The 26,703-nt window shown below is 51.4% G+C and carries 28 protein-coding genes and 1 tRNA gene; 9 read left to right on the top strand and 20 right to left on the bottom strand.

Annotated features, from left to right (window positions below; translation table 11 throughout):
* Positions 1-9: 9 nt before the first annotated feature.
* Together AC5JO6_RS22320 and aroC are read right to left on the bottom strand one after the other, a co-directional pair.
* The gene (locus AC5JO6_RS22320; RefSeq protein WP_496083235.1) at positions 10-3,012 is read right to left on the bottom strand and encodes a PAS domain S-box protein; all 3,003 of its coding nucleotides are present in this window, start codon (positions 3,010-3,012) and stop codon (positions 10-12) included.
* 88 nt (positions 3,013-3,100) lie between these two features.
* The gene (gene aroC / locus AC5JO6_RS22315; RefSeq protein ID WP_496083318.1) at positions 3,101-4,189 is read right to left on the bottom strand and encodes a chorismate synthase; all 1,089 of its coding nucleotides are present in this window, start codon (positions 4,187-4,189) and stop codon (positions 3,101-3,103) included.
* A 146-nt stretch (positions 4,190-4,335) separates the two neighbouring features.
* Between aroC and AC5JO6_RS22310 the strand changes: the two genes are divergently transcribed.
* Together AC5JO6_RS22310 and AC5JO6_RS22305 are read left to right on the top strand one after the other, a co-directional pair.
* Entirely contained in the window at positions 4,336-4,713 is a 378-nt protein-coding gene (locus AC5JO6_RS22310; RefSeq protein ID WP_496083234.1) for a GIY-YIG nuclease family protein, read from the top strand.
* 4 nt (positions 4,714-4,717) lie between these two features.
* Positions 4,718-4,924 carry a hypothetical protein gene (locus AC5JO6_RS22305; RefSeq protein ID WP_496083233.1) on the top strand — a complete coding sequence of 69 codons (207 nt, stop codon included), beginning with the start codon at positions 4,718-4,720 and terminating at the stop codon, positions 4,922-4,924.
* Between the two features lie 476 nt (positions 4,925-5,400).
* Here AC5JO6_RS22305 and AC5JO6_RS22300 read toward each other — a convergent pair whose 3' ends face one another.
* From AC5JO6_RS22300 to AC5JO6_RS22265, 8 genes are all read right to left on the bottom strand, one after another.
* The gene (locus tag AC5JO6_RS22300) at positions 5,401-5,700 is read right to left on the bottom strand and encodes a hypothetical protein (protein ID WP_496083232.1); all 300 of its coding nucleotides are present in this window, start codon (positions 5,698-5,700) and stop codon (positions 5,401-5,403) included.
* A 135-nt stretch (positions 5,701-5,835) separates the two neighbouring features.
* Complete coding sequence (psbA, locus tag AC5JO6_RS22295; protein WP_496083231.1) at positions 5,836-6,918, bottom strand: photosystem II q(b) protein; 1,083 nt, start codon at positions 6,916-6,918, stop codon at positions 5,836-5,838.
* A 637-nt stretch (positions 6,919-7,555) separates the two neighbouring features.
* Positions 7,556-7,762: a glycogen debranching protein gene (locus AC5JO6_RS22290; RefSeq protein ID WP_496083230.1), complete on the bottom strand. Its 207-nt coding sequence runs from the start codon at positions 7,760-7,762 to the stop codon at positions 7,556-7,558.
* A 100-nt stretch (positions 7,763-7,862) separates the two neighbouring features.
* Entirely contained in the window at positions 7,863-8,360 is a 498-nt protein-coding gene (locus AC5JO6_RS22285) for a GNAT family N-acetyltransferase (protein WP_496083229.1), read from the bottom strand.
* Positions 8,361-8,625: 265 nt separating this feature from the next.
* Positions 8,626-8,895, bottom strand: coding sequence for a hypothetical protein (locus tag AC5JO6_RS22280; RefSeq protein ID WP_496083228.1), 270 nt, complete (start codon positions 8,893-8,895; stop codon positions 8,626-8,628).
* Between the two features lie 154 nt (positions 8,896-9,049).
* The gene (locus AC5JO6_RS22275; protein WP_496083227.1) at positions 9,050-10,108 is read right to left on the bottom strand and encodes a bifunctional heptose 7-phosphate kinase/heptose 1-phosphate adenyltransferase; all 1,059 of its coding nucleotides are present in this window, start codon (positions 10,106-10,108) and stop codon (positions 9,050-9,052) included.
* A 126-nt stretch (positions 10,109-10,234) separates the two neighbouring features.
* A complete protein-coding gene (locus tag AC5JO6_RS22270) occupies positions 10,235-11,296 on the bottom strand; it encodes a hypothetical protein (protein WP_496083226.1) in 1,062 nt (353 codons plus the stop codon).
* A 103-nt stretch (positions 11,297-11,399) separates the two neighbouring features.
* Entirely contained in the window at positions 11,400-11,585 is a 186-nt protein-coding gene (locus AC5JO6_RS22265) for a hypothetical protein (RefSeq protein ID WP_496083225.1), read from the bottom strand.
* A gap of 18 nt (positions 11,586-11,603) precedes the next feature.
* Here AC5JO6_RS22265 and AC5JO6_RS22260 point away from each other — a divergent pair, with 18 nt between their 5' ends.
* On the top strand, positions 11,604-12,299 hold the full coding sequence (locus tag AC5JO6_RS22260; RefSeq protein WP_496083224.1) for an esterase/lipase family protein: 696 nt from the start codon (positions 11,604-11,606) through the stop codon (positions 12,297-12,299).
* A gap of 135 nt (positions 12,300-12,434) precedes the next feature.
* On the opposite strand, the gene aat is transcribed toward AC5JO6_RS22260, so the two are convergent.
* From aat to der, 8 genes are all read right to left on the bottom strand, one after another.
* Positions 12,435-13,049, bottom strand: a complete 615-nt coding sequence (gene aat / locus AC5JO6_RS22255; protein WP_496083223.1) for a leucyl/phenylalanyl-tRNA--protein transferase — start codon at positions 13,047-13,049, stop codon at positions 12,435-12,437.
* A 102-nt stretch (positions 13,050-13,151) separates the two neighbouring features.
* Positions 13,152-13,448: a hypothetical protein gene (locus AC5JO6_RS22250; protein WP_496083222.1), complete on the bottom strand. Its 297-nt coding sequence runs from the start codon at positions 13,446-13,448 to the stop codon at positions 13,152-13,154.
* 408 nt (positions 13,449-13,856) lie between these two features.
* On the bottom strand, positions 13,857-14,666 hold the full coding sequence (proC, locus tag AC5JO6_RS22245; RefSeq protein ID WP_496083221.1) for a pyrroline-5-carboxylate reductase: 810 nt from the start codon (positions 14,664-14,666) through the stop codon (positions 13,857-13,859).
* Between the two features lie 93 nt (positions 14,667-14,759).
* On the bottom strand, positions 14,760-15,365 hold the full coding sequence (locus tag AC5JO6_RS22240) for a cell division protein SepF (protein WP_496083220.1): 606 nt from the start codon (positions 15,363-15,365) through the stop codon (positions 14,760-14,762).
* Between the two features lie 478 nt (positions 15,366-15,843).
* A complete protein-coding gene (locus tag AC5JO6_RS22235) occupies positions 15,844-16,533 on the bottom strand; it encodes a YggS family pyridoxal phosphate-dependent enzyme (protein WP_496083219.1) in 690 nt (229 codons plus the stop codon).
* Entirely contained in the window at positions 16,530-16,799 is a 270-nt protein-coding gene (pipX, locus tag AC5JO6_RS22230; protein WP_496083218.1) for a transcriptional coactivator PipX, read from the bottom strand. Before pipX ends, AC5JO6_RS22235 begins: the two co-directional genes overlap by 4 nt.
* Before the next feature lie 254 nt (positions 16,800-17,053).
* Entirely contained in the window at positions 17,054-18,046 is a 993-nt protein-coding gene (locus AC5JO6_RS22225; RefSeq protein ID WP_496083217.1) for an energy-coupling factor transporter transmembrane component T family protein, read from the bottom strand.
* A 47-nt stretch (positions 18,047-18,093) separates the two neighbouring features.
* Positions 18,094-19,464, bottom strand: coding sequence for a ribosome biogenesis GTPase Der (der, locus tag AC5JO6_RS22220; protein WP_496083216.1), 1,371 nt, complete (start codon positions 19,462-19,464; stop codon positions 18,094-18,096).
* 174 nt (positions 19,465-19,638) lie between these two features.
* Between der and rppA the strand changes: the two genes are divergently transcribed.
* The gene (gene rppA, locus AC5JO6_RS22215) at positions 19,639-20,328 is read left to right on the top strand and encodes a two-component system response regulator RppA (RefSeq protein ID WP_496083215.1); all 690 of its coding nucleotides are present in this window, start codon (positions 19,639-19,641) and stop codon (positions 20,326-20,328) included.
* A 183-nt stretch (positions 20,329-20,511) separates the two neighbouring features.
* Positions 20,512-21,792 (top strand): sensor histidine kinase, encoded by a 1,281-nt coding sequence (locus tag AC5JO6_RS22210; protein ID WP_496083214.1) that lies wholly within the window; start codon positions 20,512-20,514, stop codon positions 21,790-21,792.
* A 194-nt stretch (positions 21,793-21,986) separates the two neighbouring features.
* Here the strand turns inward: AC5JO6_RS22210 and AC5JO6_RS22205 are convergent.
* Positions 21,987-22,058, bottom strand: a tRNA-Thr gene (locus AC5JO6_RS22205).
* A gap of 92 nt (positions 22,059-22,150) precedes the next feature.
* On the opposite strand from AC5JO6_RS22205, the gene AC5JO6_RS22200 reads away from it, so the two are divergent.
* From AC5JO6_RS22200 to AC5JO6_RS22185, 4 genes are all read left to right on the top strand, one after another.
* The gene (locus AC5JO6_RS22200; RefSeq protein WP_496083213.1) at positions 22,151-22,450 is read left to right on the top strand and encodes a DUF3493 domain-containing protein; all 300 of its coding nucleotides are present in this window, start codon (positions 22,151-22,153) and stop codon (positions 22,448-22,450) included.
* A gap of 173 nt (positions 22,451-22,623) precedes the next feature.
* The gene (locus AC5JO6_RS22195) at positions 22,624-22,818 is read left to right on the top strand and encodes a heavy-metal-associated domain-containing protein (protein WP_496083212.1); all 195 of its coding nucleotides are present in this window, start codon (positions 22,624-22,626) and stop codon (positions 22,816-22,818) included.
* A gap of 21 nt (positions 22,819-22,839) precedes the next feature.
* Positions 22,840-25,098 (top strand): heavy metal translocating P-type ATPase, encoded by a 2,259-nt coding sequence (locus AC5JO6_RS22190; RefSeq protein ID WP_496083211.1) that lies wholly within the window; start codon positions 22,840-22,842, stop codon positions 25,096-25,098.
* Positions 25,099-25,138: 40 nt separating this feature from the next.
* Complete coding sequence (locus tag AC5JO6_RS22185) at positions 25,139-25,648, top strand: cupredoxin domain-containing protein (RefSeq protein WP_496083210.1); 510 nt, start codon at positions 25,139-25,141, stop codon at positions 25,646-25,648.
* A 95-nt stretch (positions 25,649-25,743) separates the two neighbouring features.
* Here AC5JO6_RS22185 and AC5JO6_RS22180 read toward each other — a convergent pair whose 3' ends face one another.
* The gene (locus AC5JO6_RS22180) at positions 25,744-26,700 is read right to left on the bottom strand and encodes an NAD-dependent epimerase/dehydratase family protein (protein ID WP_496083209.1); all 957 of its coding nucleotides are present in this window, start codon (positions 26,698-26,700) and stop codon (positions 25,744-25,746) included.
* Positions 26,701-26,703: the final 3 nt, after the last annotated feature.

Here is a 26,703-nt window from a genome sequence, read left to right as displayed (position 1 = left end):
CTGACCCACTTAACGAACCTGCCGCGTCGGAATTTCAATCACAAAGGTTGCGCCCTGCTCTGGACGTGAGAGGCACTTCAAGCGTCCCTTATGGCGTTCGGTGACAACTTGGTGGCTGATAGACATACCCATACCTGTGCCTTTGCCCACGGCTTTGGTGGTGAAGAATGGATCGAAGAGACGTTTTTGAACCGCTTCGGGAATCCCTGGACCGTTGTCAGTAATGTGAATCGCAACCGTCTCGTCATCGATCGCCGTCGTCTGAATGGTGATCACACTGGGATGCGCGGCAACCTCGGCTGGCGATCGCTGCTGATTCTGCTCATCTAGCGCATCGATTGCATTGCTGAGAATATTCATGAAAACCTGGTTAAGCTGTCCGGCATAGCACTCAATTTTAGGCAAAATGCCATACTCCTTCACAATCTGGATGGCAGGATACTCTGATTTTGACTTCAGCCGATTGTGCAAAATCATCAGCGTACTGTCGATACCTTCGTGGATGTCAACATCTTTAACTTCTGCCTCATCCAACCGCGAGAACGATCGCAGCGATGCCACAATTTTTTGAATGCGATCGGCACCGACTTTCATGGAAGTCAAAAGTTTGGGAAGATCTGCCATCAAAAAATCGAGGTCGATCGCGTCAATCTCATCCCGAATAGCAGCGTCTGGATTGGGATAGTGCTGTTGATAGAGTGCCAGCAGACTGAGTAAATCTTGGGTGTATTCATTAGCGTGCAGCAAGTTGCCGTAAATAAAATTGACGGGATTGTTGATTTCGTGCGCCACACCTGCAACCAGTTGTCCCAAACTCGACATCTTCTCGCTCTGCACCATCTGCGTTTGGGTGCGCTGTAGCTCTTGCAGGGCATGTTCTAAGTCCACTGCTTGTTGTTTGAGCTGTGCCTCCGCTTGCTTTAGCTCGTTGATGTTGAAACTGGTGCCAACAATACGATGCACGTGACCGTCTTGGTCGATCAGTGGGTTAAACGTGGTCATCACCCAGATTGTTTTGCCGCCAAAGGTCAAGATTTCTTCTGTTGTTAGAGCTGTTCTGATGGCAACACAGCGGTCTAAAACCTGACAGACGAGCGCACCTTCAGTAGCACCAAACAGGTCGGCTGGCGTTTTGCCTTCTACTTCAGCACTCAAGCGACCCATAAGGTTTTCGGAAATGTGATTATGGCTGGCGTAATAGTATTCGCCGTTCTCACATCGATCGATGACAAAAATGGAGCAGTTAACGCCGTCATAAATGCTGCGGAGAAACTGCTCTTGTTCTTGCAGTTGTGCCTCGGCTTGTTCGCGATCGCGTTGGGCTGTAATGTCGTGCATTGCCACAACCGCGCCAAGTTTATGACCGTTCTGATCAAAAAATGCCTGCCCACTTGCCAGTAGAGTGCGCGTTTCACCGTATTCGGGTGCAATCACCATCTCAACGTTGTGGACAATTTCGCCTTCAAACGCCCGCAGCAGAGGAATGTCTTGCGTTTGCATAGGGGTTTTCCCATCGGCGTGGTAGAGACTGAAGTAAGGTGCCCACTGATCAGCAGGCAGAGCGGCTTCAGAGACACCGTGAAATTCTCGCGTCGCGCGGTTGAAGAGGGTCAATCGCCCTGTTTCATCACAGGCAACGATACCGTCAGCTAAATGATCAAGAACGGTTTTAAGGAATACTTGCTCTTTTTGCAAGGCGGCTTCAGCTTCTTTGCGATCGCTAATGTCCCGCAAAATGCCCTGATAGCCTGTAATAGCGTCTGCAACACCTCTAATGGGAGATAAATTGCTGATCACCCAACGCCAGCTACCGTCTTTGCATTGATGCCGGAACTCCAGCCCAGCTTCATTTTGTCCAGTTTCAATCAGCCGTTGGTAAGCGGCACTACAGAGAGCTAAATCATTGGGATGTACCAGCGGCGTAAATGGTTTGCCGAGAAACTCGTCTGGTTCATAGCCAAAAAACCGTGTGAACTGAGGTGAGATGTATGTAAAGGTGCCTTCTGTTGAGATCGCAAAAATATAGTCGCTGGCATCTTCTACCAAACGGCGAAACTTGGCTTCACTTTCGGCAAGGGCAATCTGTGCTTGTTTATAATCAGTAATATCTTCATACGTGCCAAACACCCCGACGATCGCGCCTGTTTCATCACGTAGGGGAGTTTTACTGGTTCTCACCCAGTTCACCACACCGTCTTCTTTAATCAGCGATTCTTCATAGTTAATGCGAGAAAGATTGTTTTGGATCACAGCCGTGTCATCGGTGCGGTAGAGATGAGCGATATCCTTCCAGATAAGCTCAAAGTCGTCTTTGCCAATAATGTGCTCTGGTGACTCTAGCTGTGCATCTTGGGCAAACAGTTTATTGCAGCCCAGATAGCGAAAATCCCGATCTTTCCAAAACACCCGCTGGGGCAGTAAGTCAAAGACCAGTTGGAGGAGTCGTTTGGACTCCCGTAATTCTCGCTCAGCCTGTTCACGATCGCGCAAAGCAGCATGACGCTCCCAAATTTCTTGCTGTAACTGTTCGATGGTTTGTTCTAGTTCAGCATTGCGGGCTTTGATACGAGCCTCCAGTTCAGCGTTCGCTTGCTGTAATGCCAGTGCTCGTTGCTTTTGCTCTGTAATGAGTTCCGCAAAAATGATGATCCCACCGATTGCCCCAGCGCGATCGTGCCACGGGCGTACTTCCCACTTGAGCCAGTCAATAGTGCCCTCGGCGTTAGTCACCGCTTCTTCGTCAGAACGCTCGATCGCACCCGCCAGACAGCGCTGATGAATGGCTTTCCAATGCTGTGGCAGATCGGGAAAAAGGTTGTAGTGAGACTGCCCAATGATGGCGCGATCGACCAAACCGTAGTCTTCAAGCCAACGACGACTTGCCAGCAGGTAGTGCACATTGCGATCGAACATGGCGATCGCGGCGGGACTGTGCTCAACAAACGATCGCAACAGTGCGGTTTGATCGGTTCCCTCACCGTTTGACTCCAGGTTCAGCTCGGTGGACTGCATTCGCGTCAAACACTCCGTATGAGAACAAAAGCGGCTGTAAGCGCCATACTCAATGTTCCCTAATCAACGGATGCGTTAACGCAAATTGCTACAGCACCCCGCACTGCCCTTGCTGACGCAACAGGTGATCGCATAGCACTAGCGCCATCATTGCTTCAACCATCGGCACAGCACGAGGCAACACGCAGGGATCATGACGACCTTTGGCTGCCAGCGTGACGGCTTCACCATCGTTCGTCACCGTACGCTGCTCTTTGCGAATGGTGGCAGTGGGCTTGAAGGCAACCCGAATGATAATGTTCTCGCCGTTGGAGATGCCGCCCTGCACCCCGCCCGATCGATTGGTGACGGTGCGAATGGTGCCGCGATCGTCCGTATAAAATTCGTCGTTATGCTCACTGCCCGTCATCAAGGTGCCTGCAAAGCCAGAGCCGATCTCAAAGCCTTTGGTTGCTGGAAGTGACATCACACCTTTCGCTAAATCTGCCTCTAGCTTGTCGAAAACGGGCATTCCCAGGCTTTTGGGCACATGACGAGCCACGCATTCGACCACACCACCGATCGAGTCCCCTTCCTTCCGCACCTGCTCAATCAAATCAATCATGCGATCGGCTGCGTCTGAATCAGGACAGCGGACAATATTGCTCTCGACCTGTTCCAGCGTCACCGTTTCTGGATCAACCACGCCTTCAAGATCTTTAATGCGCTTGACATAGCCGACGATTTCAACCCCTGCCACCTGCTGGAGAATTTTTTTGGCGATCGCCCCTGCTGCCACGCGTCCAATGGTTTCCCGTGCAGACGATCGTCCCCCACCCTGCCAGTTGCGGATACCGTACTTCTCGTCATACGTGGCATCCGCATGAGAGGGACGATACTTCACCGCCATTTCGTCGTAATCCTGCGATCGCTGGTCTTTGTTGCGAACCAGAAGGGCGATCGGGGTGCCTGTCGTTTTGCCGTCAAAGATGCCGGAGAGAATTTCACACTGATCGGCTTCATTACGCGGCGTAGTAATCTTGCTCTGCCCCGGTCTGCGCCGATTCAGCTCTGCCTGAATTTCCTCAACTGAAATTTCTAACCTGGGCGGACACCCATCAATGACGACACCCACCCCGCCACCATGCGATTCGCCAAAGGTGGTAATGCGAAAGAGATGTCCGAAGGTATTGCCCATTGCGCTTGTTGGAGAGAGTGAGATTGCGATCGTAGCGGAAAACGACATGCTACCGTCAAAATCACGAAGATGAAACGCCTATGAGCCAATTCCTGTCAGAGAATTTGTAGGAGCGTAATTTCTGTGCCATCAGCCTTCTTGTTGCCATGCCAACGAATGACTCTGAACTACAAGCCCAAGCACGGAGCATTCTGGATGCGATCGCCTTTATCTCCTTCGAGCAATGCCAACCCCTAAGTCGAGAGTTTAACCATATTCCTGCCCGTCCTGGCATCTATGCTATCAGGCACAGAACGGAGGGGCTACTCTACATCGGCAAAACAAAGAGTCTACGAGGGCGCTTCACGGGTGGGCATAAAGCATTTTTATGGGCATGGCTCGATCAATACAATGATGCAGACGTTCGGATTGCAGCGCAGCTCATTGATCACTGGGAAAACCCTAAGTTACTATTAGAGCTAGAAGCTATTATCCTCAGAGCGACCGACCCCCCCTACAACGTCCAAATTCCAACCGAGCGGTGAAGCGATGCAAGCCAACCTTCAAGAGCAGCTTTCTCTATCTGATGCTGAAGTCATTTTGGGTCGCTTGCCTGAGCGCATTCGAGAGGCTCTCATTGCTCGTGCGGCTGACATTGAGTATCCCATTGAAGCCGTCATTGAAATGGCGATCGCCAGTTTTCTCGATACCGAGGCATTAGGCTTTGCTGATTGTAAGCCAGGACGTGGACAGTAAACCCGTAAGCTTGATTAGAAAACTGACTTATAAAAATGATCCCTTAGCTCAAAAGAATTAAGGGATCACAAGTATTTGCTCAAAAGACGTTATTCACTAATAACGCCCAAAACTATTCCTCAGCCTTTTCTCCTTTGACACTATTATTCCTATTACAGTTTTTTAACGAACGATCAGATGATTCGCCACTAATGTAACCCTCAGAATCTGTTCGTACAAAATAGTTTCTACAATTTAGGTCAACCATATCTTCATCCATCATAATTTTATTTCCTTCTTAAAAAACAAATGTAACCGTTATTCATTTATCATAGCGTGCTGCTTTATTGAGTTGCAGCGCTCAACTAAACTAATCCAGCTCGGTAAGAATTGACGAGTGACAAAATCATGCAATCTTAAGCTTTCTGGGGTGCCTGGACAAAACCAAATCGCATTAAAAAGCCTCAGTGCGGTGCAGTGATAGAGTTCCTAGCTATTCATTCGGGAGTACAGTGTTCACGCGCAATGGTGTCGTATATATACAAAATTTCCTCTGTTAGCTTACGAGCTTCCTCATACGTCAAGTGGCTCAGACTTTCTTTAGTAGTGCCTTCATCTCCAGAACGGTAAACAAACGGTACTCTATTTCGCAATTCTTCTGGAAACTCCTCTGCCTTAAGAGCAGAAAGAACTACAAAAGCGTTTTGGAGTCTCTCTTGAATGTCGCCAGATCCCACAGCAAGAGCACCTACAGCGCTGTAAAGCCTTTCCCAAGTTGTATGTCTGGTGTAACTCATAAAGAAATTTCTCAATGTGTTTCTATACCGTAGCATCGACAAAATAGGATTGCCTTATGAAAATGACATATTGCTTATCAAACCAAAAGCGCCCCCTTGTAAGAGAGCGCTTTTGGTTAGCGAGAGACGAGTGAATTAACCGTCGATCGCGGGAGCCTGCATTGAAACGAGGGTTGCGTCACCAGAGGCGAGGTCAAGCGGGAAGTTGTGAGCATTGCGCTCGTGCATCACTTCCATCCCCAGGTTGGCGCGGTTCAGCACGTCTGCCCAGGTGTTCACAACGCGACCTTGAGAATCCAGCACCGATTGGTTGAAGTTAAACCCGTTGAGGTTAAACGCCATCGTGCTGATGCCTAGAGCCGTCAGCCAGATACCTACTACGGGCCATGCACCCAGGAAGAAGTGCAGGGAGCGTGAGTTGTTGAAGCTGGCATATTGGAAGATCAACCGACCGAAGTAGCCGTGTGCCGCGACGATGTTGTAGGTCTCTTCTTCTTGCCCAAACTTATAGCCAGCATTCGCAGACTCGTTCTCGCTGGTTTCACGGACAAGTGAGGAGGTCACTAGCGAACCGTGCATGGCGCTGAACAAGCTGCCGCCGAAGACACCAGCCACACCCAACATGTGGAAGGGGTGCATCAGGATATTGTGCTCAGCCTGAAACACAAACATGAAGTTGAACGTACCAGAGATGCCGAGGGGCATCCCGTCGGAGAAGGAACCTTGTCCGATCGGGTAGATCAACAGCACGGATGTAGCCGCAGCCAGAGGTGCCGAGTAAGCCACACAGATCCAGGGGCGCATACCGAGGCGGTAGGACAGTTCCCACTGGCGACCCATGTAGGCGAAGATGCCGATCAGGAAGTGGAAGACAACGAGTTGATACGGACCACCGTTGTATAGCCACTCATCTAAGGAAGCCGCTTCCCAGATGGGGTACATGTGCAAGCCGATCGCATTGCTGGAAGGCACAACCGCACCAGAAATGATGTTGTTGCCGTACATCAAGGAGCCAGCCACAGGCTCGCGAATGCCATCGATATCGACAGGAGGCGCAGCGATGAAGGCGATGATGAAGCAGATGGTTGCAGCCAGTAAGGTAGGGATCATCAAGACACCGAACCAGCCTACATACAGGCGGTTATCGGTACTGGTAACCCAGTTGCAGAAACGATCCCATGTGCTGCCGCTTTCGCGTCTTTGAATGGTTGTTGCCATAGTGGTAATAATTGCTAGAAACTACAGGAAAATCCGTAGCCAAGAATGAATGTTTAGCAAGCACCGCCTAATTTAGGTATTGCTTGCCTACCCTCATAGTATTGAGATTCGCTTTGCTTTTTCAGCGCCGTTTGTGAATATTTATCAACACGATCGCAATTATTGGGAACCGGCTGAAAAGCCCAGCTAGAAAGCTTTAGGGCATAATTAGTAGGTGTTTAACTAAGGGTACGACACTCTGCAATTTAAGTTCCGTAAAGAGAGCAAAAGCGCTGCGTAGACCATCAAAAAGTCTACAATTTCTGCCGAATAAGCGTTTGGGTTAACTGTATTGAGTGAAACTTTAATTGGCTCAATGGTTTACTTTCTAACGCGATCGCAACGATTAGCAATCTTTCTTCACTTCAGAACGTCAAAAACCAGCTTGAACAGGTATCGCGGTTTCTGATCCAGTGAAGTAAAGTCGCAAAGAGGCAGAAGGCAGAGGGCAGAGGGGCGCAAAGAGGCAGAAGGCAGAGGGCAGAAGTGAAAGAGAACGGCGGCTCTCCTTCTGCCTCCTGCCTTCTGCCTTCAAACCGCAGCCCTCATACCGCACTCTGATGGGAACTGCTATATCGCACTCATGGCGATCGCCTAGTTAGTCCAACTTCAGCGCATTAGCGGGCACTTCGTCCCACGAATTGACGATGCGGAGTCGAGCAATCCAGCCTGCGGCAACCTGGTTGGCGGTCAAGTTGTCCTGAAAGGATTTGTGACAATCCTGTGCGTGGTCTTCATCGCAACAGGCAATGCAGGAGTAGAGGATGCCGGATGGATCAAGCTGTTCGTTTACCCAAATAGACACGATCGCGCCCTCCTGAGAAATTTTGACCTTTAGGCTATTAATTTTAGGGGTTTATAGCAGTCATCAAGTGAACAATACTCAATTATTTAGCTATCAGCTATCAGCTTTCAGCATTCGCTTGAGCCATTAAGGTCAGCGCATCTCCGGTGACGCGGCAAATGCGCCAATCGGGTAGAACGGTAGCTCCCATTTTCTCGTAAAAGGCGATCGCAGGTGTATTCCAATCCAGCACGCTCCATTCTAAGCGTCCACAATCTTCTGCGATCGCCCGTTGAGCGAGATAAATCAGCAGCGCCTCGCCAATGCCCAGCCGTCGATACTCTGGCAGCACAAACAGATCTTCTAAATACAGCCCTGGCTTAGTTAAAAAGGTGGAGTAGTTGTAGAAGAAGAGTGCAAACCCTGCAATGCTACCTGCCGTCTCTGCTAAAACAACTTCAGCATAGCGACGGAAACCAAATAAATGCTCGTGCAGTGCCTCTGGTGTGCCTGTAACCGCATGAGAGAGGTGTTCGTACTCTGCTAACGCCTGAATGAGCGCAAAGATGGTTGGTACATCGTCGGCAGTCGCTACACGAAGATGGATTGCTTCAGGCATGAGTTGCTAGTGGTTGGGGTCGACACTGGAAGGTCTTCTGTAGGAATATACAGCGGTTCCCAATCCGGTGAAGTACAGTCGCAAAGAGGCAGAAGGCAGAAGGCAGAAGTGAAAGAGCACGGCGGCTTTACTCCTGCCTCCTGCCTCCTGCCTTAAAACCTCAGTCCTTGTACCGCACTCTCATGGGAACCGCTATAACGTGCGATCGCTCTACCGGAAACAACGGCTTTAAACCAACGCTGATCCTAAAAAGGGTGACAGAACATCAGCTTGCTAGTGCAAGAGGAGCGGGTTCTGGCTGATGCGTAGCGCGATCGGGATGAATGCGATCGCTTAAATAACTGTACATCCCTTCGCACGCATCAAAATAAATGGTGACGTTCTCTCTACCTTGCTCAGCAAAGATAATCTGCGCCCCGTAATGAGGAGAGGTTAAAAAGTTCAGCCATCGGGCGAGTTGAATATAGGGTACAGCAAGCTTACCCAAGCGTTCACCATCAACAATTTCGAGCGAGAATTTGAGCGCTGGTTGCATAGGGGGTTCCTCAACGTTCTGCTGTGAGTATTCTACACATAAATCAGTATATTTGTACTATTAAGAATTTCTAAATATCAAGCTTTCTCAGAAATGGGCTAAAAAGGCTGACCGCTGACCGCTGATCACTGACCGCTGATCACCCAACATCACTCTACTCATGCTGAAATTCGTCCAGAAGTGCCTGGAGCGAGGCTTTCATCTCGGTTGGCGTTGTCGGTGTAGTGCCAAACTGTCGAACGACGATACTGGCTGCGAGGTTGCCTAAGACGGTTGCCTCCCAGGTGGTTGCTCCAGCGATGAGTCCTAATGTGAAGGCAGCGACGACAGTATCACCTGCGCCCGTCACATCAAAGACATCAGTGCGATTGAAAGCAGGGATGTGGTGCTGGGTGCCATCACGATCGAACAAGCTCATACCTTCTTCACCGCGAGTGATTAATGCCTGCTTTGCCTGCGTCAATTGCAAGAGATCGCGTCCACCTTGCTGAAGCTGCGTCAGGTCAGCCGGATTGCCCGATGGACTGACGAGCGAATAGCCAACGGCTTGCTCTGCTTCGGGTAGATTGGGCGTGAAGACAGTCGCTCCCTGGTAGCGATCGAGCTTTGTCTGAGCATCTACAACACTCAGCGAATGGTTCAGCGCTGCTTGAATGACAGGTTGCGTCAGGGTGCCATCGCCGTAATCGGAACATATGACGGCATCGACGGTGCCAACGTGCTGCTGAATATAGTCGGCAAGCTGGAATTGTAAGGACTCATCGGGCAGATGATCGGACTTGCGATCGACCCGCACAATTTGCTGTGTAACGGACTGACGCGCATGACCAGAGATGCGGGTTTTGGTGACGGTGGGGCGATCGACATCCAGCAAAATCCCCTGCGTGTCAATGCCTGCTGCTTCAAAAATGCCCCGCAGCGTCTTGCCCTGATCGTCTTTGCCCAGCAGCCCAACCGCTTTCACTTGTGCGCCCAGCTTTGCAAAGTTATAGACTGCATTTGCGCCACCACCGGGCACCTGTCGCGTATGCTCATGACGAATGATCAGTACAGGCGCTTCGCGCGATAAACGCTCAACCTGTCCCGTGAGAAATTCATCCAGCGTCAAGTCACCGACGACTAAAACCTTCGCTTCGTAAAAGCGATCGATCAGGTCAAACAGCCGCTCAGCCGACGCGGCAAGCTGGGCTGCAAAGGACGCATCAAATGCCATAGACGATCGCGCGTTGCTCAACGCGCCAACAACTTCACCTCAGCCAGAGTAGCGCATTCGGGTATTCACACATGCACCGAAGCCAAAGAAGGTGACTTGGTTGCACGTGTGCTAGCAGCCAAACGCTTAAGCAGGCTTGTCAGGGTTAGAACAGGCTGCTTTGGGATCAAAAAGAAAATCAAACCGGATGAGTTGAAATTTGCCACCGTCACCAAATTTTTTATTTTTGACTGTGTTGGTAATGTCGTCGATCGCAACCTGATCTAAGCCTTTGAAACCAGAAGTCAGCAATACTGTTGGCGATTCTGCCAGGGTGCCATCAGGCTTTACGATCGCGCCAAAGGACGCATTTCGCACTCCTCTAACGAACGGACACGCCTCTTTAGGAACGCTAGCAGTCACCCGTTCTGGCTTATAAAGGCGGCTGTCGTCAGCCTCTCCACCCGTTATCTTCTTTGCCAATTCTATAAAATCGACTCCATTTGCGTTCAAGGCTCCAGTTGCCTTCTCTAGAGTATCTGGACCATTAAAGGTGTATAAGGCTCGCAACTGACCCGATCGCTCTCCCTGTTGCCGTAGTGCAGTGAGTTGCTCAGGCGATAGCTTGTCTGATCTCACAGGCGCAGTTGGATCGACAGGTGCTTTAGGGGTATTGGGGGTGCCTGTACCTGTCGTTGTTGTGTCTGTTTTCTCAGGTGGCTTGGGCGTTTTTAATGCCTGGTCAGTTGACTTTGGCTGCGGTGCTTTTTTCGCTGGAGACGGTCTGATGTCAAATGTAGGAGGCAACCCAAAAGAAGGAAACACGATGGGTGGTGGCGGCGCTAGAAGCGGAAAGTTGTAGAGCGATGGATCGTTGTAAAGCTTAGGATCGGGTAGCTTTGTGGCGGATTGCAACGGTTTTGAGGGCTTTGTCGGCAAAAGCGTTTGCGGCACTTGCTCAATGCCAAACGACGGCAGTTGGCTTTGCTCAGCGGGAGACAGTTCTACAGTCCGAATGAGTTGCTTCGCGTCTGGTTCTGCTTCCGTGCCTGCCAGCATGTTAGGCAGCGCTGCCCACAGCAAGCCATGTGCGCCCAAGGACGCTAAAACAGCGATCGAGAACGGTTGACGCAAGGCTGCCAGCACTCTCTCTAGCGTCTCCTGAGTGAAGACGTTGGACGTGTTTTTAGGCGACCAGGAGTTAGACATAGCAGATAAGTTCAGTCGTGGGGCAATGGACACGTGCGATCGAGAGCAAACCCTGCTCAAATCTTAGCGCTCATGGCTGGATGGTTAGCGTTCTGTTGCCAGTTTAGAAACCGTAGGGCAGTGAAGAGTAAGGAGAGAGGGGAGAGGGGAGAGGGGAGGTAATAGTTTGAAGCTGACGGCTGATAGCTGATAGCTGAGCGCTGAGCGCTGATAGCTGACCGCTGACCGCTGACCGCTGACCGCTGATCCCTATTGTGAGCAAAAACGCTTTAGATTTTAGGAGAGCCATCAATCTTTAAGCTTGCCCATGCCACGACCGATCGTTATTTTGCCAGGTTATCTCGCGGGTGCGGTAGAGTACCGCGTTCTGGAAAAGACGCTACAAGCGTTAGGTTTCCCAACCGTGACCGTGCCACTCCGCTGGCAAGACTGGGTGCCGACGATCGGCGGTCGATCGGTTGCGCCTATTCTGCGAATCCTGGACACGGCAGTCCAGCAAGTGCTCCAGCAGTATGACGCATCCAAAGTGACGCTGATTGGACATTCGGCAGGCGGTTGGCTCGCGCGTATTTATTTGGGCGAAAAACCTTACTGTGTGCATCCCAGTGATGCGAATGCTTGCGCCTGGTCTGCCCGCGATCGCGTAGCGACACTCATCACACTTGGCACACCCCACACCAGCCTGGAACGCTGGACGCGGAAAAACCTCGACTTTGTGAATCTGAGCTATCCCGGTGCGTTTTATGCTGACGTGCGCTATGTCTGCGTTGCAGGGAAAGCAGTGTACGGGGATCGCTGGCGAAGTTGGTTGGCATTCAGCAGCTATAAGCTTACCTGTGGACAAGGCAATACCTGGGGCGATGGCATTACGCCGATCGAGGCTGCTCATCTTAAAGGTGCTGAAAATCTCACCCTTGAGGGCGCGATGCATTCTCCTAGAGGCAATCGGACTTGGTACGGCTCGCCTGACTTGTTGGAACACTGGACACCGTATCTTGTGTAGATATTAGAAGGCAGAGGGCAGAAGGCAGAAGGCAGAAGGCAGAAGGCAGAGGGCAGAAGGCAGAAGGCAGAGGGCAGTAGCCAGAAGTAACCTCTCAACCTCCTCACTCCTCTCCCCTCACTCTCATTAGGCAAATCACTCCAACGCACACTGCCGCGTTAGTGCCTGTTTCAAAAGCGCTGTGTATTGCCTGCTGCCAATGACATGGGCACCAAACCGTTCTAAGTGAGGATTCATCATCTGGGCATCGAAAAGGATAAATTGACGATCGCGCAACCGTTCCACCAGTTTCACCATCGCCACCTTCGAGCCATCGGGAATCCGAAAGAACATGGATTCGCCGATAAAGGCACCCCCGATCGTCAATCCCAAAATGCCCCCTGCCAGCTCGTCACCCTGCCAGGTTTCAAAGCTGTGTGCCCATCCAGCAGCGTGCAGCGATCGATAAATAGCTTTCAGTTCGGCTGAAATCCACGTCGTTTCGCGGTTAGCGCAGCCATCAACGACTGCCTCAAAGTCTCGATTGACGGCTACCGTAAAGCGCTCCTGATTGAGCACTCGCTGGAGCGATCGGGGATAGCGAAACCGCTCATCCAGAGGAATCAGTGTCCGCTCTCGACTGGAGTACCAACCCAGCGACTCTCCAGCGTCATCCGCCATGAGGAAATAACCCTGGGTATACCCCTGGATAATTGAGGCGACATCAAAGCGGCTCTCTGTCAATCGTGCAACGCCCCACTCAGTAGACATCTGACACAAGCATCTCATAATCAGAGCCTCTCCGAAAAGAGCCGTCAGCACTCAGAAGTCAGGAGTCAAACAATGGGCGATCGATCGGATACCCACAGAGACTCAGCGATTGTAGTGACCCCACTGTATAAACGTCATCACCACATAAATGATGATGGCGCAGCCCAGAATGGATGGCACCGCTGGAACGCCACCAATGCCCCAGTAAAGAAAGGGGTAGTTTAGCCCATGCTGAGCTTTCAGCAGTCTAAAAACCGCTTCTCCAAGCCAAACCCCTACCAACCCAGTCAACACAAAGCCCAAAAATTTACCGGGAATCTGACGCGGAATCAACATATTGGCAATACCAGCACAGACGATCGCAGCCAGTAACTGCACCGCCACATGAGACAGGTTCATTTTGCCTCCTTTGAAGGCTGAAAATTTTAAGGCAAAAATTTCATACCGGATAAGAGTCAACGGCAGTTCACTCTTGCAAGAATCGGTTACAAGCAACGATCGAAGGGGTATGAAAGCTAAAAACGTGGTAGCTATACGACGCTACATTGATCCTTATACGGAGGATCAGGACACTCCACCGGACGTTTTGCCAAAAGAAGGAACACGCCTGAGCAACGCTGAGACACGCTAGGGGCTGTCGTCAATTACAATCAGAGTCCTGATGATGGCAAGTCTACAGCCCCTAGCCTGCTTTACTGGGGCGGGCGCGGTCAGGCTGATGCCGTAGGCTTTTGATCGTTAATTGATGACGCGCCCTAGTTGAAGAGCAGCCTGTCTCTGAGCAAAATCATCACGCTTTGTGTTTTTTTAGCGTCCCAACTCTTGCGATCGCCCATAGGCAGCCAGCACCGCTTCAATCAACGCTGACCGCAAGCCAGCACGTTCAAGCGCCGCAACACCTGCGATCGTCGTACCACCGGGACTGGTTACCTGGTCTTTCAGTTGTCCTGGATGCTGCCCTGTCTCTTGCAGCAGTTGAGCCGTACCTTTAACGGTTTGGAGCGCCAGTTGGAGCGCGATCGCCCGTGGTAAGCCTGCGGCGACTCCACCATCTGCCAGCGCTTCAATCACCAATGCCACGTAGCCAGGACCTGACCCAGACAATCCTGTGACGGCATCCATTGCAGTTTCAGGCACTTCTACCACCTCACCGACTGCCTCAAAGATTTGTCGTGCCTGTACCAGGTGATGAGCCAGCGTATGCGTACCGGGAGCGATCGCCGTGATACCTGCGCCCACGGTTGCAGGTGTATTCGGCATCGCTCTCACGATTGGCTGTTGAGGAAACGCGGCTTCCAGTTTGCTCAGCGGTATCCCAGCCAAAATCGAGAGTACTAATAGAGGCGATGTTCGGGTGTCAAAAAGACCTGACACTGCCGTTGCGACTGCACTAAAAATCTGTGGTTTGATCGCCAGTAACAACACGTCAGCTTCAGCGGCTGCTCGATTATCAGTTGTTACCTGGACACCATACGTCTGTGCCAAAAAATCTCGCCGAGCTGCCTGCGGTTCACTGATCAAAACGTCGTTTGGCAGATAAATGCCGCGATCGACAAGGCGGGATAAGAGAGCTTCTCCCATTACCCCGCCGCCAATCATACCGAGTTTGATACTCAATTGAACTGTCTCCAAGACGTTTTTAGTTTTTGGTTGTTGGTTTTTAGAGAAAAGCCAATTTACTCTCCGTCTAACAACTAACAACTAACAACTCTATTGCGCCATTCTCATTTGCTCGTTTGCCCAGGCGGGTGCGGGTGCTGCCTGACGGGTTGTACGAGCTTGGGGCTGTTGTGCCTGGGGCGCTTCATACCCTGGAACGCCTTGTGTGCTGACCTGCACACAGCTTGGAGTGAAGAGAAAAATGCTTTCGCCGATGCGCTCTTGATGACCGTCGATCGCATAAGTACCGCCTGCCACAAAATCAACCGCACGTTGCGCTTGATCAGGATCCATAATCGTCAGATTGAGCACGACCGACTTCCGTTCGCGCAATGCCTGGATCGCCTGAGGCATTTCTTCAAACGATCGCGGCTCCATCACCACCACTTCAGATACGCCATTCACACCGGGCATCCCAATCACATTACCCATTGGCGAGGCTCCCATTGCTCCGACTTCGCCGCCTAACGGGGCACGATCGCGCAAGCGGCTAGGGCGACGAGTGCGGGCATCTTCCTGCGGTGCAGCGGGTTGAGCGTGCTCCTGCTGGTAGAGGTTTTGGTACTCATCGCCATCCATTTCGTCGTACTCGTATTCGTAGTCCATAGGTTCGTTAAATCCAACAAAGTCCCGTAGCTTGGTAAAGATGTTGCTCACTGTTCACGCTCCGTCACGATCAGGTTGAAATCGAAAAATATATAGCGACCAGATCTGCAAAAAGATTGCTCAATCTAGTTTGTGATATCGAAAACATCGGCAAGAGGAATGCCTCTGGAAACTTTTAGTAAAAGCCCAATCGATGAAGGCTTATCCGAGAGCAAATCGCTCAGGCACCCTGCTTAGTTTGACTAACCTACTTTGACCGAATTGAAAGAATAGTATACATCTAGATCCCAAAATAGAAGCATGTCACCAAAAGTTTTTCCGATCAGATGTTTAAATCGCTGGCATAACCATGAAGTCGGTAGGCTTATGTCGCCTCACTTCCTAAAGCTGGAACTCTAGCACTCAAGATACTCTATCTTTTGAAAAGCGCTTCACTTTTCTCTAAATTCTTACGCCTTCATTTTTGCTGCAATTGCTACGCTCGATCGCGACGGCAGCTAAGCGATGTTTGAGTTGGGTTGGGAAAAGGCTATGTCGGACGATCGCCAAAGAGAATGCGCCCCAGACGAATCATTGTCGCCCCTGCCTGCACTGCCAAAGCATAGTCATTCGACATACCCATCGACAGTGTGTGCATTTGCAGATAAGGCAGATTCTGTTGTTGAATGGTATTAGCTAATACGGCTGTCTTTTGAAATGCCGCGCTTGCCTCTGACGCTGGTAAGCCATACGGAAGAATGGTCATCAACCCCTGAATGCTGAGATTTTTACATTGATTTAATGTTGAAAGATCATCTAAAAGATCCTCTACTGCCCAGCCGTGTTTTGTTGGATCAGGCAACAGCTTCACTTGCAGCAGTGACTTTGGTTTTTGAGGCAGCGGTGCGGCTAAGCGATCGAGTCGTTGGGCAAGCTTCAAATCGTCGATCGAATGAAGCCATTGAAAGCACTCCAACGCTTTTTGCGCTTTGTTGCTTTGGAGATGCCCAATCAAATGCCAGGTAATATCAGTTAGATCACAAAGCTGAGCCTGTTTTGCTTCTGCTTCTTGAACGCGGCTCTCTGCGAAATCGCGCACTCCAGAGGCATAAGCGGTACGCATTGCTTCGATCGAAACCTGCTTCGTGACGGCAATCAACCGCACTGTCTCTGGCAATGTTTCACGAACCTGGTCAATTCGTTCTGCGATTGTACCGCTAAGTTGAGAGAACGCTGTCATTGAAACGTTTGTTTATAAATCACCTGAAGCTGATTGTAGTCTTGCTGCTGCCCCTGCCGACGCAGTACCCGCATACGGTTCTCGACGAGAATGCGGGCATCCGTTCGGGTCAGCGGCTCAAATTCTAAGCCGTCGTCTCCATTGGCGACCAGAAAAAACAAGCGCTGTGCGTAGAGTGTCGTAAACAACTCACGCGTTGCATCAATGAGACAGACTCTGAAAAGCAAGCCAAAATTCGGATGGTTTAAGTAATTTTCGTTGCTCATTCAGATCTAAGCTGGACGACGATGAAATAGTACACCTTAACGCAGGTATGCCATCACTTTACGTGATAACGCTGTCTCTGCATGAGTTTTATGGGGAGAGGGGAGAGGTGTGAGGGGAGAGGTGTAAAAAGAGTTTTGAGTTCTGAATTGGTTGAGCGGTCAGCGGTCAGCGGTCAGCGGTCAGCTTTTTAGCCTTTAGCCTTTAGCCTTTAGCCTTTAGCCCTACTCCCCACTCCCCACTCCCCACTCCCCCTCTAAAGTTCCCACCCCCAGACCAAACGGGCACTCCACAGCCCGACCAAACTTCCGATCGCCAGCCAATCACTCAATCTAAGGTGAAACTGGTGCCATTGCACCTGATGCTCGTTAGGGCTGGTGAAGCCTCGTACCTTCATCGCGCTGGCGATCTGCTCTGCCCGCAGCAGTAAGTTATTGAGTAGTCGTTCAGCCACAGTTAACCAGACTTGTAGTGCGCTCCGCCAGCCCAGCTTGCGCCAATTAATCGCACGAGTACTAACCGATCGCACCAAATTTTGCACTTCTTCAAGCACCAGGGGAATGAAGCGGAGCGAGAGGGTCAGCGTCAGGGCAACTTCTGTGATCGGCAGGTTGAAGCGGCGTAAGGGAGCCATCCAATCTTCGATCGCGGCGGTAATTTCTTCGGGAGCTGTCACTAATAAGAAAAGATTGGTGCTGTAGATCAAGGTGAATAGCAGAGTGCTGTAGCGAATGGCTAAATCCACCGATCGCGTTGTAACGGTGATCGAGCCGCGCTTGAATAGTACATAGCGGTAAGCAGTCGGTTGGGGTAGAGCAACGGTTGAGGCTGTGCTGGCTGATGGCACAGTAGGTTTACCCAAGCCAAACGGGTTGTACCAGGGATTCGGCGCAGGCGCGGGTGGTAGTGTCTTTGGCTGCTGCGAAAACGCCAGTTCATCTGAGGGCATACGGGGCTGGTGGCGTGCTTTGAGTCCATCGGGGATCACTGTTGTTAACGCAAACACCATGAAGCTAAGCACCAGCAACCAACCCATTTGCTGCCGCCAGACCCGCAGGGGAATCATTGCAAAAACAGTGACAGCAATCAGCAACCCTGCCAGCAAGATGCGCCAGGCTGGATTTGCCAGCAGTGGCGCTGCTAAAAACGTCATCAACCAGGCGAGTTTGATGCGTGGGTCGAGACGATGTAACCAGGTGACAGGTTGTTCTAAATAAAGCCCTAAAGGGAGGGAGCGCAGTAAATCCATTGTTGCTCTGAGCGTTTGGCTTCTAGATTGAAGTTGTCATCTGCAATCTAAAACTCTTTGACGCGTGTCGCTCGGTTTGCGGTGACGCGTTCGACTTCTCTCGTTTTCTTGCCGCGCCAAAAGAGACGAATGGGTGTGCCAGTAAAGCCGAGCGATTTACGAAACTGACCTTCAATATAGCGACGGTAGTTGTCGTTAAAGAGGGCGGGATCGTTGACGAAAAGGGCGATCGCAGGTGGACGACTGCTTACCTGAGTGCCATAGTAAATCTTACCCTGACGACCCTGACGCGTGGTCGGTGGCGAGTGCCAGCCCACCGCTTCTTCCAGCACTTCGTTAATGACCGAAGTCGTCACACGTCGTTTCTGCTGCTCTGCGGCAATATTGACCATATCCAGAATTTTTTCCACGCGCTGCCCTGTTTTGGCGCTGATAAAGATCACGTCTGCCCATTCGGTGAAGTGGAGGCGATCGCGCACCAGTTTTTCGTGATCATAAATGGTGTAAGAGTCTTTCTCCACTGCGTCCCACTTATTGACGACAATGACGCAGCCGCGACCTTCGTCCGCAACGCGCCCCGCCAGTTTCTGGTCTTGTTCAGTCACACCATCCAGCGCATCTACAACAAGCAACACCACATCGGCACGATTAATTGCTTTGAAGGCACGGTTGATGCCAAAGAATTCCGGTCCATACTCGACCTGCTTCTTTTTACGAATGCCCGCCGTGTCAATTAAACGATAGGTCTGCTCACCGTGCTGAACAACCATGTCGATCGCGTCGCGCGTGGTGCCTGAAATGGGACTCACAATCGATCGCGTCTCACCGACAAACGCATTTAGCAAGCTGGACTTACCCACATTCGGTCGTCCTGCGATCGCTACCTTAATCTCATCGGATTCTTCAATCTCATTCGCGGGTGGCAAATGAGTAATCAACTGATCCAGCAGTTCACCAGTCCCATTGCCGTGAATGCCCGAAATCGGAAACGGTTCGCCCAAGCCCAACGACCAGAAATCTGCCGCTTGCGCTGCACCTTGATCGACCGACTCACATTTGTTGACCGCCAATAAGACAGGTACTGACTGTTGCCGCAGCCAGGTCGCAATTTCTTCATCGGACGGCATCAGCCCCATCATGCCATCCACTACAAAAATCGCGGCGCTCGATTCTGCCAGCGCTGCCATTGCCTGTTCACGAATGAACGGCAGAAACTCGGTATCGTCATCAAACACCAAACCGCCCGTATCGACGACCTGAAATTCACGATCGCGCCAGAAGGCAGGCTTGTAGGTGCGATCGCGGGTCACGCCGGGTTCATCAAACACAATGGCATCCTGCAACGCTGACAGCCGATTGACGACTGTAGACTTGCCCACGTTAGGACGACCGATAATAGCAACAATAGGCAAGGGCATAGGAGTGAGAATGAAAGGATGAGGTCTACAAGGATGAATGAAGTTCGTTCCAGGCGACCATTCATCACTTAAGTCTCTTATTCTAGCGATAAGTCGTTCACTCGTATGCTTCGCAGTTGACCAACAGCAATCTTGCACTCGCTAGGATGAAGCAGAACGTCTCAGTCACGATCGATGTTGATTTTACTGGTGGAGGATGATCCGGCACAGTTAGAGCCTTTACAGGCAGTCCTTTTACAGGCAGGGCATATTGTCGATGCGATCGACGATAGCGAAACCGCACAGTGGCTGATCGCTCAAAAAGAGTATGACCTACTGATTCTGGATTGGATGTTGCCCAAAATCAGCGGTATTGCCCTTTGCCGACAGTATCGTCGGTCTGGTAAAACTGCACCTGTGCTGATGCTGACTGCTAAAGATACGATCGCTGATAAAGTCACTGGACTGGATGCCGGAGCCGATGACTACTTAGTCAAACCGGTTGATGTGGTGGAACTACTGGCACGAGTGCGGGCACTGCGGCGGCGATCGCCTCTCTGGCAAGGCGATTTACTGTCTTTAGACGCATTGCGCTTACATCTGAGCACCTTAACGCTAGAGTGCCATCAGATGACGACCCAACTCTCCAGCCGAGAATTTCAGTTGATGGAATATCTCATGCGTCACCCACGCCAGGTTCTCTCCCACGAGCAAATTGAGCAGGCTCTGTGGGGTTGGGGTACCGAACCCGAAAGCAACGCCGTCACAACGCTCGTCCGTCGGCTTCGACAACGCCTGCAAGCCGTGAGTGCTAAAGATTGGTTAGAAACGATCTATGGCATGGGATATCGATTGCAGCCGCCGGAAAGGGGGATGAGGGGCTAGGGAAGCAGGGGAGGCAGAGGAGGCAGAAAGATATCTAAGGATAAAGAGCAGTGTGCATCCGTTCTTCCCCTATCTTCCAACTCAAAATTCAACACTCCCCCGCCTCCCTTACTCCCCCTGCCCCTCTACTCCCCCTGCCCCACTAATAACTAACAACCAACAACCAACAACTTTCGCTCTTCCATGTTCACCCGCAGTCGCCGCAATTTAGCCTACTGGTTTGCTCTTTCAATGGGGAGCATTCTCGTTTTGTTTGCAGGTGTGAGCTATTACTTGAGTGTTGAAGATCAGCTACAGGCATTTGATCAGGCGCTGTACAAGAAGAGTAAAGCGATCGCGTCGGGTGCAAGGATTCAGGTTCAACAGGGACAATGGCAGATTGAGCCAGAAGAGGCACCCTGGATGGGGGGCGATCGCTCACGCAACAGCGAGTTGGTCTACGTTCGCTGGTATAACGCGAAAGGCTATTTGGTACGGTTCATTGGCTTGCCTGCACCGATCCGCTTGACCGCAGTACCAGAGTTTCAAACGATCGCGATCGCGGATGCTCAGAATGGCGGCGAACCGTCGAGTCAACGGCTGCGTCAAATCACACTACCCCTCCTTCAGAATCAACAATTGGTGGGCTATCTTCAGATGGCTGAACCGCTCACACCGATTCAAGAAAGCCTCGATCGTGTGCGGCTGTTTTTGGCATTGGGAGTACCCGCAACGTTAGGCATCATCGGCATGACAGGCTGGTTTTTGGGCGGCATAGCCATGCAGCCAACGCGGCGAGCATACGACCAACTTCAGCGCTTTACAGCCGATGCGTCCCATGAGCTGCGGGCACCCCTGGCGGCAGTGTTGAGCAATGCCCAGGTTGGGTTAATGTCGCCCGACGACAATGCCCAACAGCGATTGCGGCTAGAAAAGATTGTGGATACAGCCAAGTCAATGAGTACGTTAATTGGCAATCTGCTGTTTCTCTCTCGACGCGAAGGCGCGCTCGATTTAGCCAGTCTAAAGCGTGTAGATCTGGTAGCACTGCTGCGATCGCTCACAGACGACCAAACGGCGCAGGCGATCGCACAAGGGCTAGCCTTCACCAGTCAGTTACCGGATCACGCTGTCACCCTCAACGCCGATCCAGATCTGCTGAAACAAGCAGTGACAAACCTCCTCAGCAATGCGTTCAAGTACACGGCTCCCGGCGGCAGTATCCAGCTAAGTCTTTCCACCTCATCCCGCTACGCCCTGATCCAGGTTGAAGACAATGGCATCGGCATTCCCGCAGCGGATCTGCCCCACATTTTTGAGCGCTTCTACCGCGTCGATACAGCCCGATCGCGACAGACAGGTGGCTTTGGCTTGGGGTTAGCGATCGCTCAACAAATCATCATCGCCCATCGGGGACGCATCACCGCCACCAGCACTCTAGAAAAAGGATCAACGTTTCAGATTGAGTTGCCTCTAAAAGGATAAACACTCCCCAAAAGCAATGTAACGCGATGTGCGACTTTCCTGAAATGCCTGCCGACTGCCCTCACCCTAGCCCTCTCCCGATGGGAGAGGGAACCGGAACGGTCTGGAAGCCCTTCTCCCTGGGGAGAAGGGTGGGGATGAGGGCGAATTAGTTGCACATCGCGTAATGTAACCTCATCCCGCAACTGCACAGAAGCCGATGGGGGGATTTGAACCCCCGACCGCTCGATTACGAATCGAGTGCTCTACCACTGAGCCACATCGGCATAACAATGGATCAGTATAACAGGCTTGGCGTTTTCACAGCGTATGGGGTGTAGGGTAAAGAGTATAAGGCTTGCAAGGATTGAGAGAGCAAATGACAAACAAGCGATCGGATGGGGCTGAAAAGCGTCTCACGCTCAAGCAAACAGACCCTGAAAAATATGCCTTCTTGAAAGCAGAGGCGCAGGCTCCTTATCGCAGTTTGCGAAAATTTGTTTATGTGGGCTTTGCTGCTTCTGGAGCGATCGGTGCGTTCATTTTCTTCACACAACTGCTTGCTGGACAAGATGTTGGTACGATCTTGCCCAATTTAGCTGTACAGATTGGAGTCATCGCGTTGATGGTTTGGCTGTTTCGCCTTGAAGGCAAAGCAGAACGCAAATCAGACTCCTAATGACTGTACTTGCGTTGAAGCATTCATTCATGCCGAACCCTGCAATCGGCTGGTACGTTTGAAACGGTCACCGTTTGGGAGTAGCGACCGATCGCATCGGAGGATCACGCTTGACTCTCTAGTGAACTGGAGACTCCAAAATAGAAGCAGAACGTAATTGAAGCAGTGACTGTATGGCTCTCGAATTTAAGATTCCCGATCTGGCGTGTTCTGCCTGTGTAACCACGGTCACCAATGCTGTAATGGCGATCGACCCGGTAGCAAAAGTGGAGGCAGACCCCAAAACAAAGCACGCCAAAATTGAAACCCAACAGCCTGAAGCGACCGTAAGACAGGCGATCGTTGCCGCCGGATACACCGTTGCTTAATCTCTATCACTGCGGTTAACTGTGGAAACGACCATACTGAAACTGAGGGGCATGAGTTGTGTCGCTTGCGCCAACAATATTGAGTCAGCTATTCGGACTGTGCCAGGAGTGACCGTCGCCAGCGTGAACTTTGGTGCGGAACAGGCAACTGTAACGTATGACTCGCAACGCGCAGATTTAGAAGCGATCCAACACGCTGTCAGTGAAGCGGGTTATGCTGCTTTCTCACTGCAAGAAACGGCAATGGCAACGGGCGAGGACGATGCTGCAACAGCAACGCAGCTAGCAGAATCCCAGTCGCTCATCCGCAAAGTGTGGGTAGGAGGAAGCATCAGTGCGGTATTGCTGCTTGGGTCATTGCCAATGATGACCGGGCTGAGTCTGCCATTCATACCAACCTGGCTGCACAATTTTTGGCTACAGGCAATGCTTACGGCTCCAGTGCAATTCTGGTGTGGCGGCTCATTCTACATTAACGGCTGGAAAGCGTTGAAGCGCCACACTGCCACGATGGACACGTTGATCGCGTTGGGCACCAGCGCGGCTTATTTCTACTCACTGTTTGCCACTGTTAATCCAGACTTTTTCACGGCTCAGGGGTTGATGCCCAGTGTTTACTACGAGACAGCCGCGATCGTCGTCACGCTGATTCTGCTCGGACGCTTGTTTGAGCACCGTGCGAGAGGGCAAACCTCTGACGCAATTCGCAAACTGATCGGTCTACAAGCGAAAGATGCCCGCATCATTCGCGATGGGCAAGAAATGGCAGTATCGATCGCCGACGTGCAGCTAAACGACGTTGTGGTCGTGCGTCCCGGCGAAAAGATTCCGGTTGATGGCGAAATCATCGAAGGCATTTCCACGATCGACGAGTCAATGGTGTCTGGGGAAAGTGTTGCGGTCAAAAAGCAGGCTGGCGATGAAGTGATTGGAGCCACGATCAACCAAACAGGGAGCTTTAAGCTTCGGGCAACGCGCGTCGGTCGAGACACCTTCCTGGCACAAATCGTCAGGTTGGTGCAGCAGGCGCAAGGGTCGAAAGCACCGATTCAACGACTGGCAGATCAGGTGACAGGCTGGTTTGTACCTGCTGTCATTGCCATTGCGATCGCCACTTTTATCATCTGGTTCACAGTCGTGGGGAACATCACCCTGGCGCTGATTACGATGGTGGAAGTGCTGATTATTGCCTGTCCCTGTGCGCTCGGCTTGGCAACGCCGACATCCGTCATGGTAGCCACAGGGAAAGGGGCAGAGCATGGCATCTTGATCAAAGGGGCAGAAAGTCTGGAACTGGCACACCAGCTTCAGACGATCGTCCTTGACAAAACGGGCACTCTGACGCAAGGTCAACCCACCGTCACAGATTTCATCACAACTGTAGGCAACGCCCCTGAGAATGAACTCAAGCTTTTGCAACTAGCAGCCTCGGTTGAACGCAATTCTGAACATCCGTTGGCTGAAGCAGTCGTCCGCTATGCTCAGTCTCAAGAAGTCACGCTCATCGACGTGCAAGACTTCGAGGCGATCGCGGGTAGTGGCGTGCAAGGCAGGGTGTCAAACACAGTGATCCACATCGGCACTCAGCGCTGGCTGCAAGAATTAGGCATTGATACCCAGGCATTACAACAAGACAGGGAACGTTTAGAGTCTTCAGGCAAGACTGCCATTCTCATCGCCATTGATGGTGCTCAGGGCTTGATGGGGATTGCCGATGCCCTTAAACCATCATCGGCTCAAGCAGTACGAGCCTTACAGCGTTTGGGCTTAGAAGTGGTCATGCTGACTGGCGACAACCGTCAGACTGCCGAGGCAATCGCCCGTGAAGTCGGTATCGATCGCGTGTTTGCAGAGGTGCGACCCGACCAGAAAGTAGCTCAGATCGACAAGCTCCAGGCAGAAGGCAAAATCGTGGCAATGGTGGGGGATGGCATTAATGATGCGCCTGCGTTGGCTCAAGCTCAAGTGGGCATTGCCCTTGGCACTGGCACTGATGTGGCGATCGCTGCCAGCGATATCACGCTCATCGCTGGCGACTTGCAGGGGATCGTCACCGCGATCCAACTCTCCCGCGCCACCATGCGCAACATTCGCCAAAATCTCTTCTTTGCCTTTATCTACAACGCGGCTGGCATTCCGATCGCGGCTGGCATTCTGTATCCCGTGTTTGGCTGGTTGCTCAGTCCTATCTTCGCTGGAGCCGCAATGGCACTCAGTTCCCTTTCCGTTGTGACCAATGCTTTACGACTGCGGCACTTTCATCCCAAACCGTTGACATAGCTTGTTTCAAACCAGTGTTTCAAAACAAAGGAGTGCATCAATGCGGCACAAACGTAAGATCGGAGGCAGTTGTGCGATCGTGGGGCTACTTTTAGGGACAGCATCTGGACTCGTCGCTGCCGAGATGCCTATGCAACATCCAGCCTCTCAGGAAAAATTTGAACGGCTTGAGCAACCGTTAGAGGTCAAGCTCGGTGTCGTGACAGGCGGACTGTTCCTGATTGGGCTGGAGCTTTGGTGGTTTCTCCTGAGCCAGCCAAAAGCGAAACAATCCACTCTAGACGAGGGCGTGCAAATGCTAACCATTCAAGTAGACGGGGGTTATCTACCTAGTCAAGTGGTGGTAAAAGCTGGACAGCCTGTGCAACTCAACTTTTTTCGCAGAGATCCCAGCAGTTGCCTGGAGAAAATCCTGCTGCCCGATTTTCGGATTGCCGCTGATCTTGCCTTGAATCAGGTAACGGCGATCGAATTTACCCCCAACAAACCAGGCGAATACAGTTTCACCTGTGGCATGCATATGTTTCGCGGTGTGGTTAGGGCAGAGTAACTGCGCCTGGAATGCTGCTTTTATTCAGAAGTAGGCGATCGCGATCACTATCGGCAGATTCACCGTCAGCAGATTTAGAGTGCATCACTTTGTTGCTAACGTCGTTGAACTCCGCTGAGCTTCAAAACATCGGTAAACGTGGCACAGTAAGTGGGCAGACCGAAGACTTCTGGGCTAACCACATAACGATGTGTAAAGTGGCGGTAGTGCATCGAAAAGCGATCCCATGCAGCCATTTTGATACGGAAGAGTGTAATGAGCACATTGGCAAGCCCTGGTGTGAGGGGAATGCGGAAATAAATGCGCTTATTGAGGTAAAAACAGGTTTCTTCGATCGCTCCATTCACCGTCATCATTTGATTGCCCAACACCAATTCTCGGCTTTCACCGTCTGCTGGAGGATGATCCACTAAATGACGTACGATCTGAGCAATGTCTTTTCCATGAATAAAATGGAAGCTACCCTCGGCTTTAAGGAATCGCAGTAGACCCGCCCAGTTAGCGACCTGCACAACACCCGACGAAACGTGCGATTGCGGTTTGTGAGCATCACCACCCAGCAGCAGTGTGGGAAACAGCGTTGTAATGCGGGGGGCAATTTTCAGTTTGCCAAGTTGCCGGAAACAGGCGTACTTAGAGCGAATGTAGTCGGTTCCGATCGTCTCTGCTTCTTTGAGTGGCTCGTTATTGCGGTCTAAAATGCTGGCAGTGGCAAAATAGATTGCCTGCTGGCAGACAGTTGGGTCTAGCAGGCTCAAAAGGCGGAGTGTTTTGACGACATTCACATCGTAAACCTCCTGCGTGCCACCCCAAGCAGTTGCAATCAGCACTGCACAATCGATCGTTTTCAGCAGGTCGCTAAAGCGGTCGATCTCACGCATATCCGCCTGAAGGATCGTGATGCCAGGACGAGCACGGTAATCAAACTTTAACTTGTCTGGATTCCGCACCAGCAAAAAAAGCTCGTGGTTAGTTTCTTGAATCAGAGCTTCGACAACGTAGTGACCAATACAGCCACTGGCACCAGTCACAAAAATCCGCTTAAGCGTCATCGG

The sequence above is a fragment of the Tildeniella sp. genome, from assembly GCF_059505325.1.
This window is presented reverse-complemented; position numbering and strand designations above follow the sequence as displayed.

What these genes read in the sequence shown, in the direction of transcription:
- pipX (WP_496083218.1), bottom strand. Translation starts at nt 16,799, where the DNA reads ATGAGCAACGAAAATTACTTAAACCATCCGAATTTTGGCTTGCTTTTC.
- AC5JO6_RS22285 (WP_496083229.1), bottom strand. Translation starts at nt 8,360, where the DNA reads ATGCCTGAAGCAATCCATCTTCGTGTAGCGACTGCCGACGATGTACCA.
- AC5JO6_RS22235 (WP_496083219.1), bottom strand. Translation starts at nt 16,533, where the DNA reads ATGACAGCGTTCTCTCAACTTAGCGGTACAATCGCAGAACGAATTGAC.
- AC5JO6_RS22250 (WP_496083222.1), bottom strand. Translation starts at nt 13,448, where the DNA reads ATGAACCTGTCTCATGTGGCGGTGCAGTTACTGGCTGCGATCGTCTGT.
- AC5JO6_RS22280 (WP_496083228.1), bottom strand. Translation starts at nt 8,895, where the DNA reads ATGCAACCAGCGCTCAAATTCTCGCTCGAAATTGTTGATGGTGAACGC.
- AC5JO6_RS22210 (WP_496083214.1), top strand. Translation starts at nt 20,512, where the DNA reads ATGTTCACCCGCAGTCGCCGCAATTTAGCCTACTGGTTTGCTCTTTCA.
- AC5JO6_RS22275 (WP_496083227.1), bottom strand. Translation starts at nt 10,108, where the DNA reads ATGGCATTTGATGCGTCCTTTGCAGCCCAGCTTGCCGCGTCGGCTGAG.
- AC5JO6_RS22320 (WP_496083235.1), bottom strand. Translation starts at nt 3,012, where the DNA reads ATGCAGTCCACCGAGCTGAACCTGGAGTCAAACGGTGAGGGAACCGAT.
- der (WP_496083216.1), bottom strand. Translation starts at nt 19,464, where the DNA reads ATGCCCTTGCCTATTGTTGCTATTATCGGTCGTCCTAACGTGGGCAAG.
- rppA (WP_496083215.1), top strand. Translation starts at nt 19,639, where the DNA reads ATGTTGATTTTACTGGTGGAGGATGATCCGGCACAGTTAGAGCCTTTA.
- AC5JO6_RS22270 (WP_496083226.1), bottom strand. Translation starts at nt 11,296, where the DNA reads ATGTCTAACTCCTGGTCGCCTAAAAACACGTCCAACGTCTTCACTCAG.
- AC5JO6_RS22260 (WP_496083224.1), top strand. Translation starts at nt 11,604, where the DNA reads ATGCCACGACCGATCGTTATTTTGCCAGGTTATCTCGCGGGTGCGGTA.
- aroC (WP_496083318.1), bottom strand. Translation starts at nt 4,189, where the DNA reads ATGGGCAATACCTTCGGACATCTCTTTCGCATTACCACCTTTGGCGAA.
- AC5JO6_RS22305 (WP_496083233.1), top strand. Translation starts at nt 4,718, where the DNA reads ATGCAAGCCAACCTTCAAGAGCAGCTTTCTCTATCTGATGCTGAAGTC.
- AC5JO6_RS22265 (WP_496083225.1), bottom strand. Translation starts at nt 11,585, where the DNA reads ATGGCTCTCCTAAAATCTAAAGCGTTTTTGCTCACAATAGGGATCAGC.
- AC5JO6_RS22185 (WP_496083210.1), top strand. Translation starts at nt 25,139, where the DNA reads ATGCGGCACAAACGTAAGATCGGAGGCAGTTGTGCGATCGTGGGGCTA.
- aat (WP_496083223.1), bottom strand. Translation starts at nt 13,049, where the DNA reads ATGTCTACTGAGTGGGGCGTTGCACGATTGACAGAGAGCCGCTTTGAT.
- AC5JO6_RS22310 (WP_496083234.1), top strand. Translation starts at nt 4,336, where the DNA reads ATGCCAACGAATGACTCTGAACTACAAGCCCAAGCACGGAGCATTCTG.
- AC5JO6_RS22300 (WP_496083232.1), bottom strand. Translation starts at nt 5,700, where the DNA reads ATGAGTTACACCAGACATACAACTTGGGAAAGGCTTTACAGCGCTGTA.
- AC5JO6_RS22225 (WP_496083217.1), bottom strand. Translation starts at nt 18,046, where the DNA reads ATGGATTTACTGCGCTCCCTCCCTTTAGGGCTTTATTTAGAACAACCT.
- AC5JO6_RS22200 (WP_496083213.1), top strand. Translation starts at nt 22,151, where the DNA reads ATGACAAACAAGCGATCGGATGGGGCTGAAAAGCGTCTCACGCTCAAG.
- AC5JO6_RS22195 (WP_496083212.1), top strand. Translation starts at nt 22,624, where the DNA reads ATGGCTCTCGAATTTAAGATTCCCGATCTGGCGTGTTCTGCCTGTGTA.
- psbA (WP_496083231.1), bottom strand. Translation starts at nt 6,918, where the DNA reads ATGGCAACAACCATTCAAAGACGCGAAAGCGGCAGCACATGGGATCGT.
- AC5JO6_RS22180 (WP_496083209.1), bottom strand. Translation starts at nt 26,700, where the DNA reads ATGACGCTTAAGCGGATTTTTGTGACTGGTGCCAGTGGCTGTATTGGT.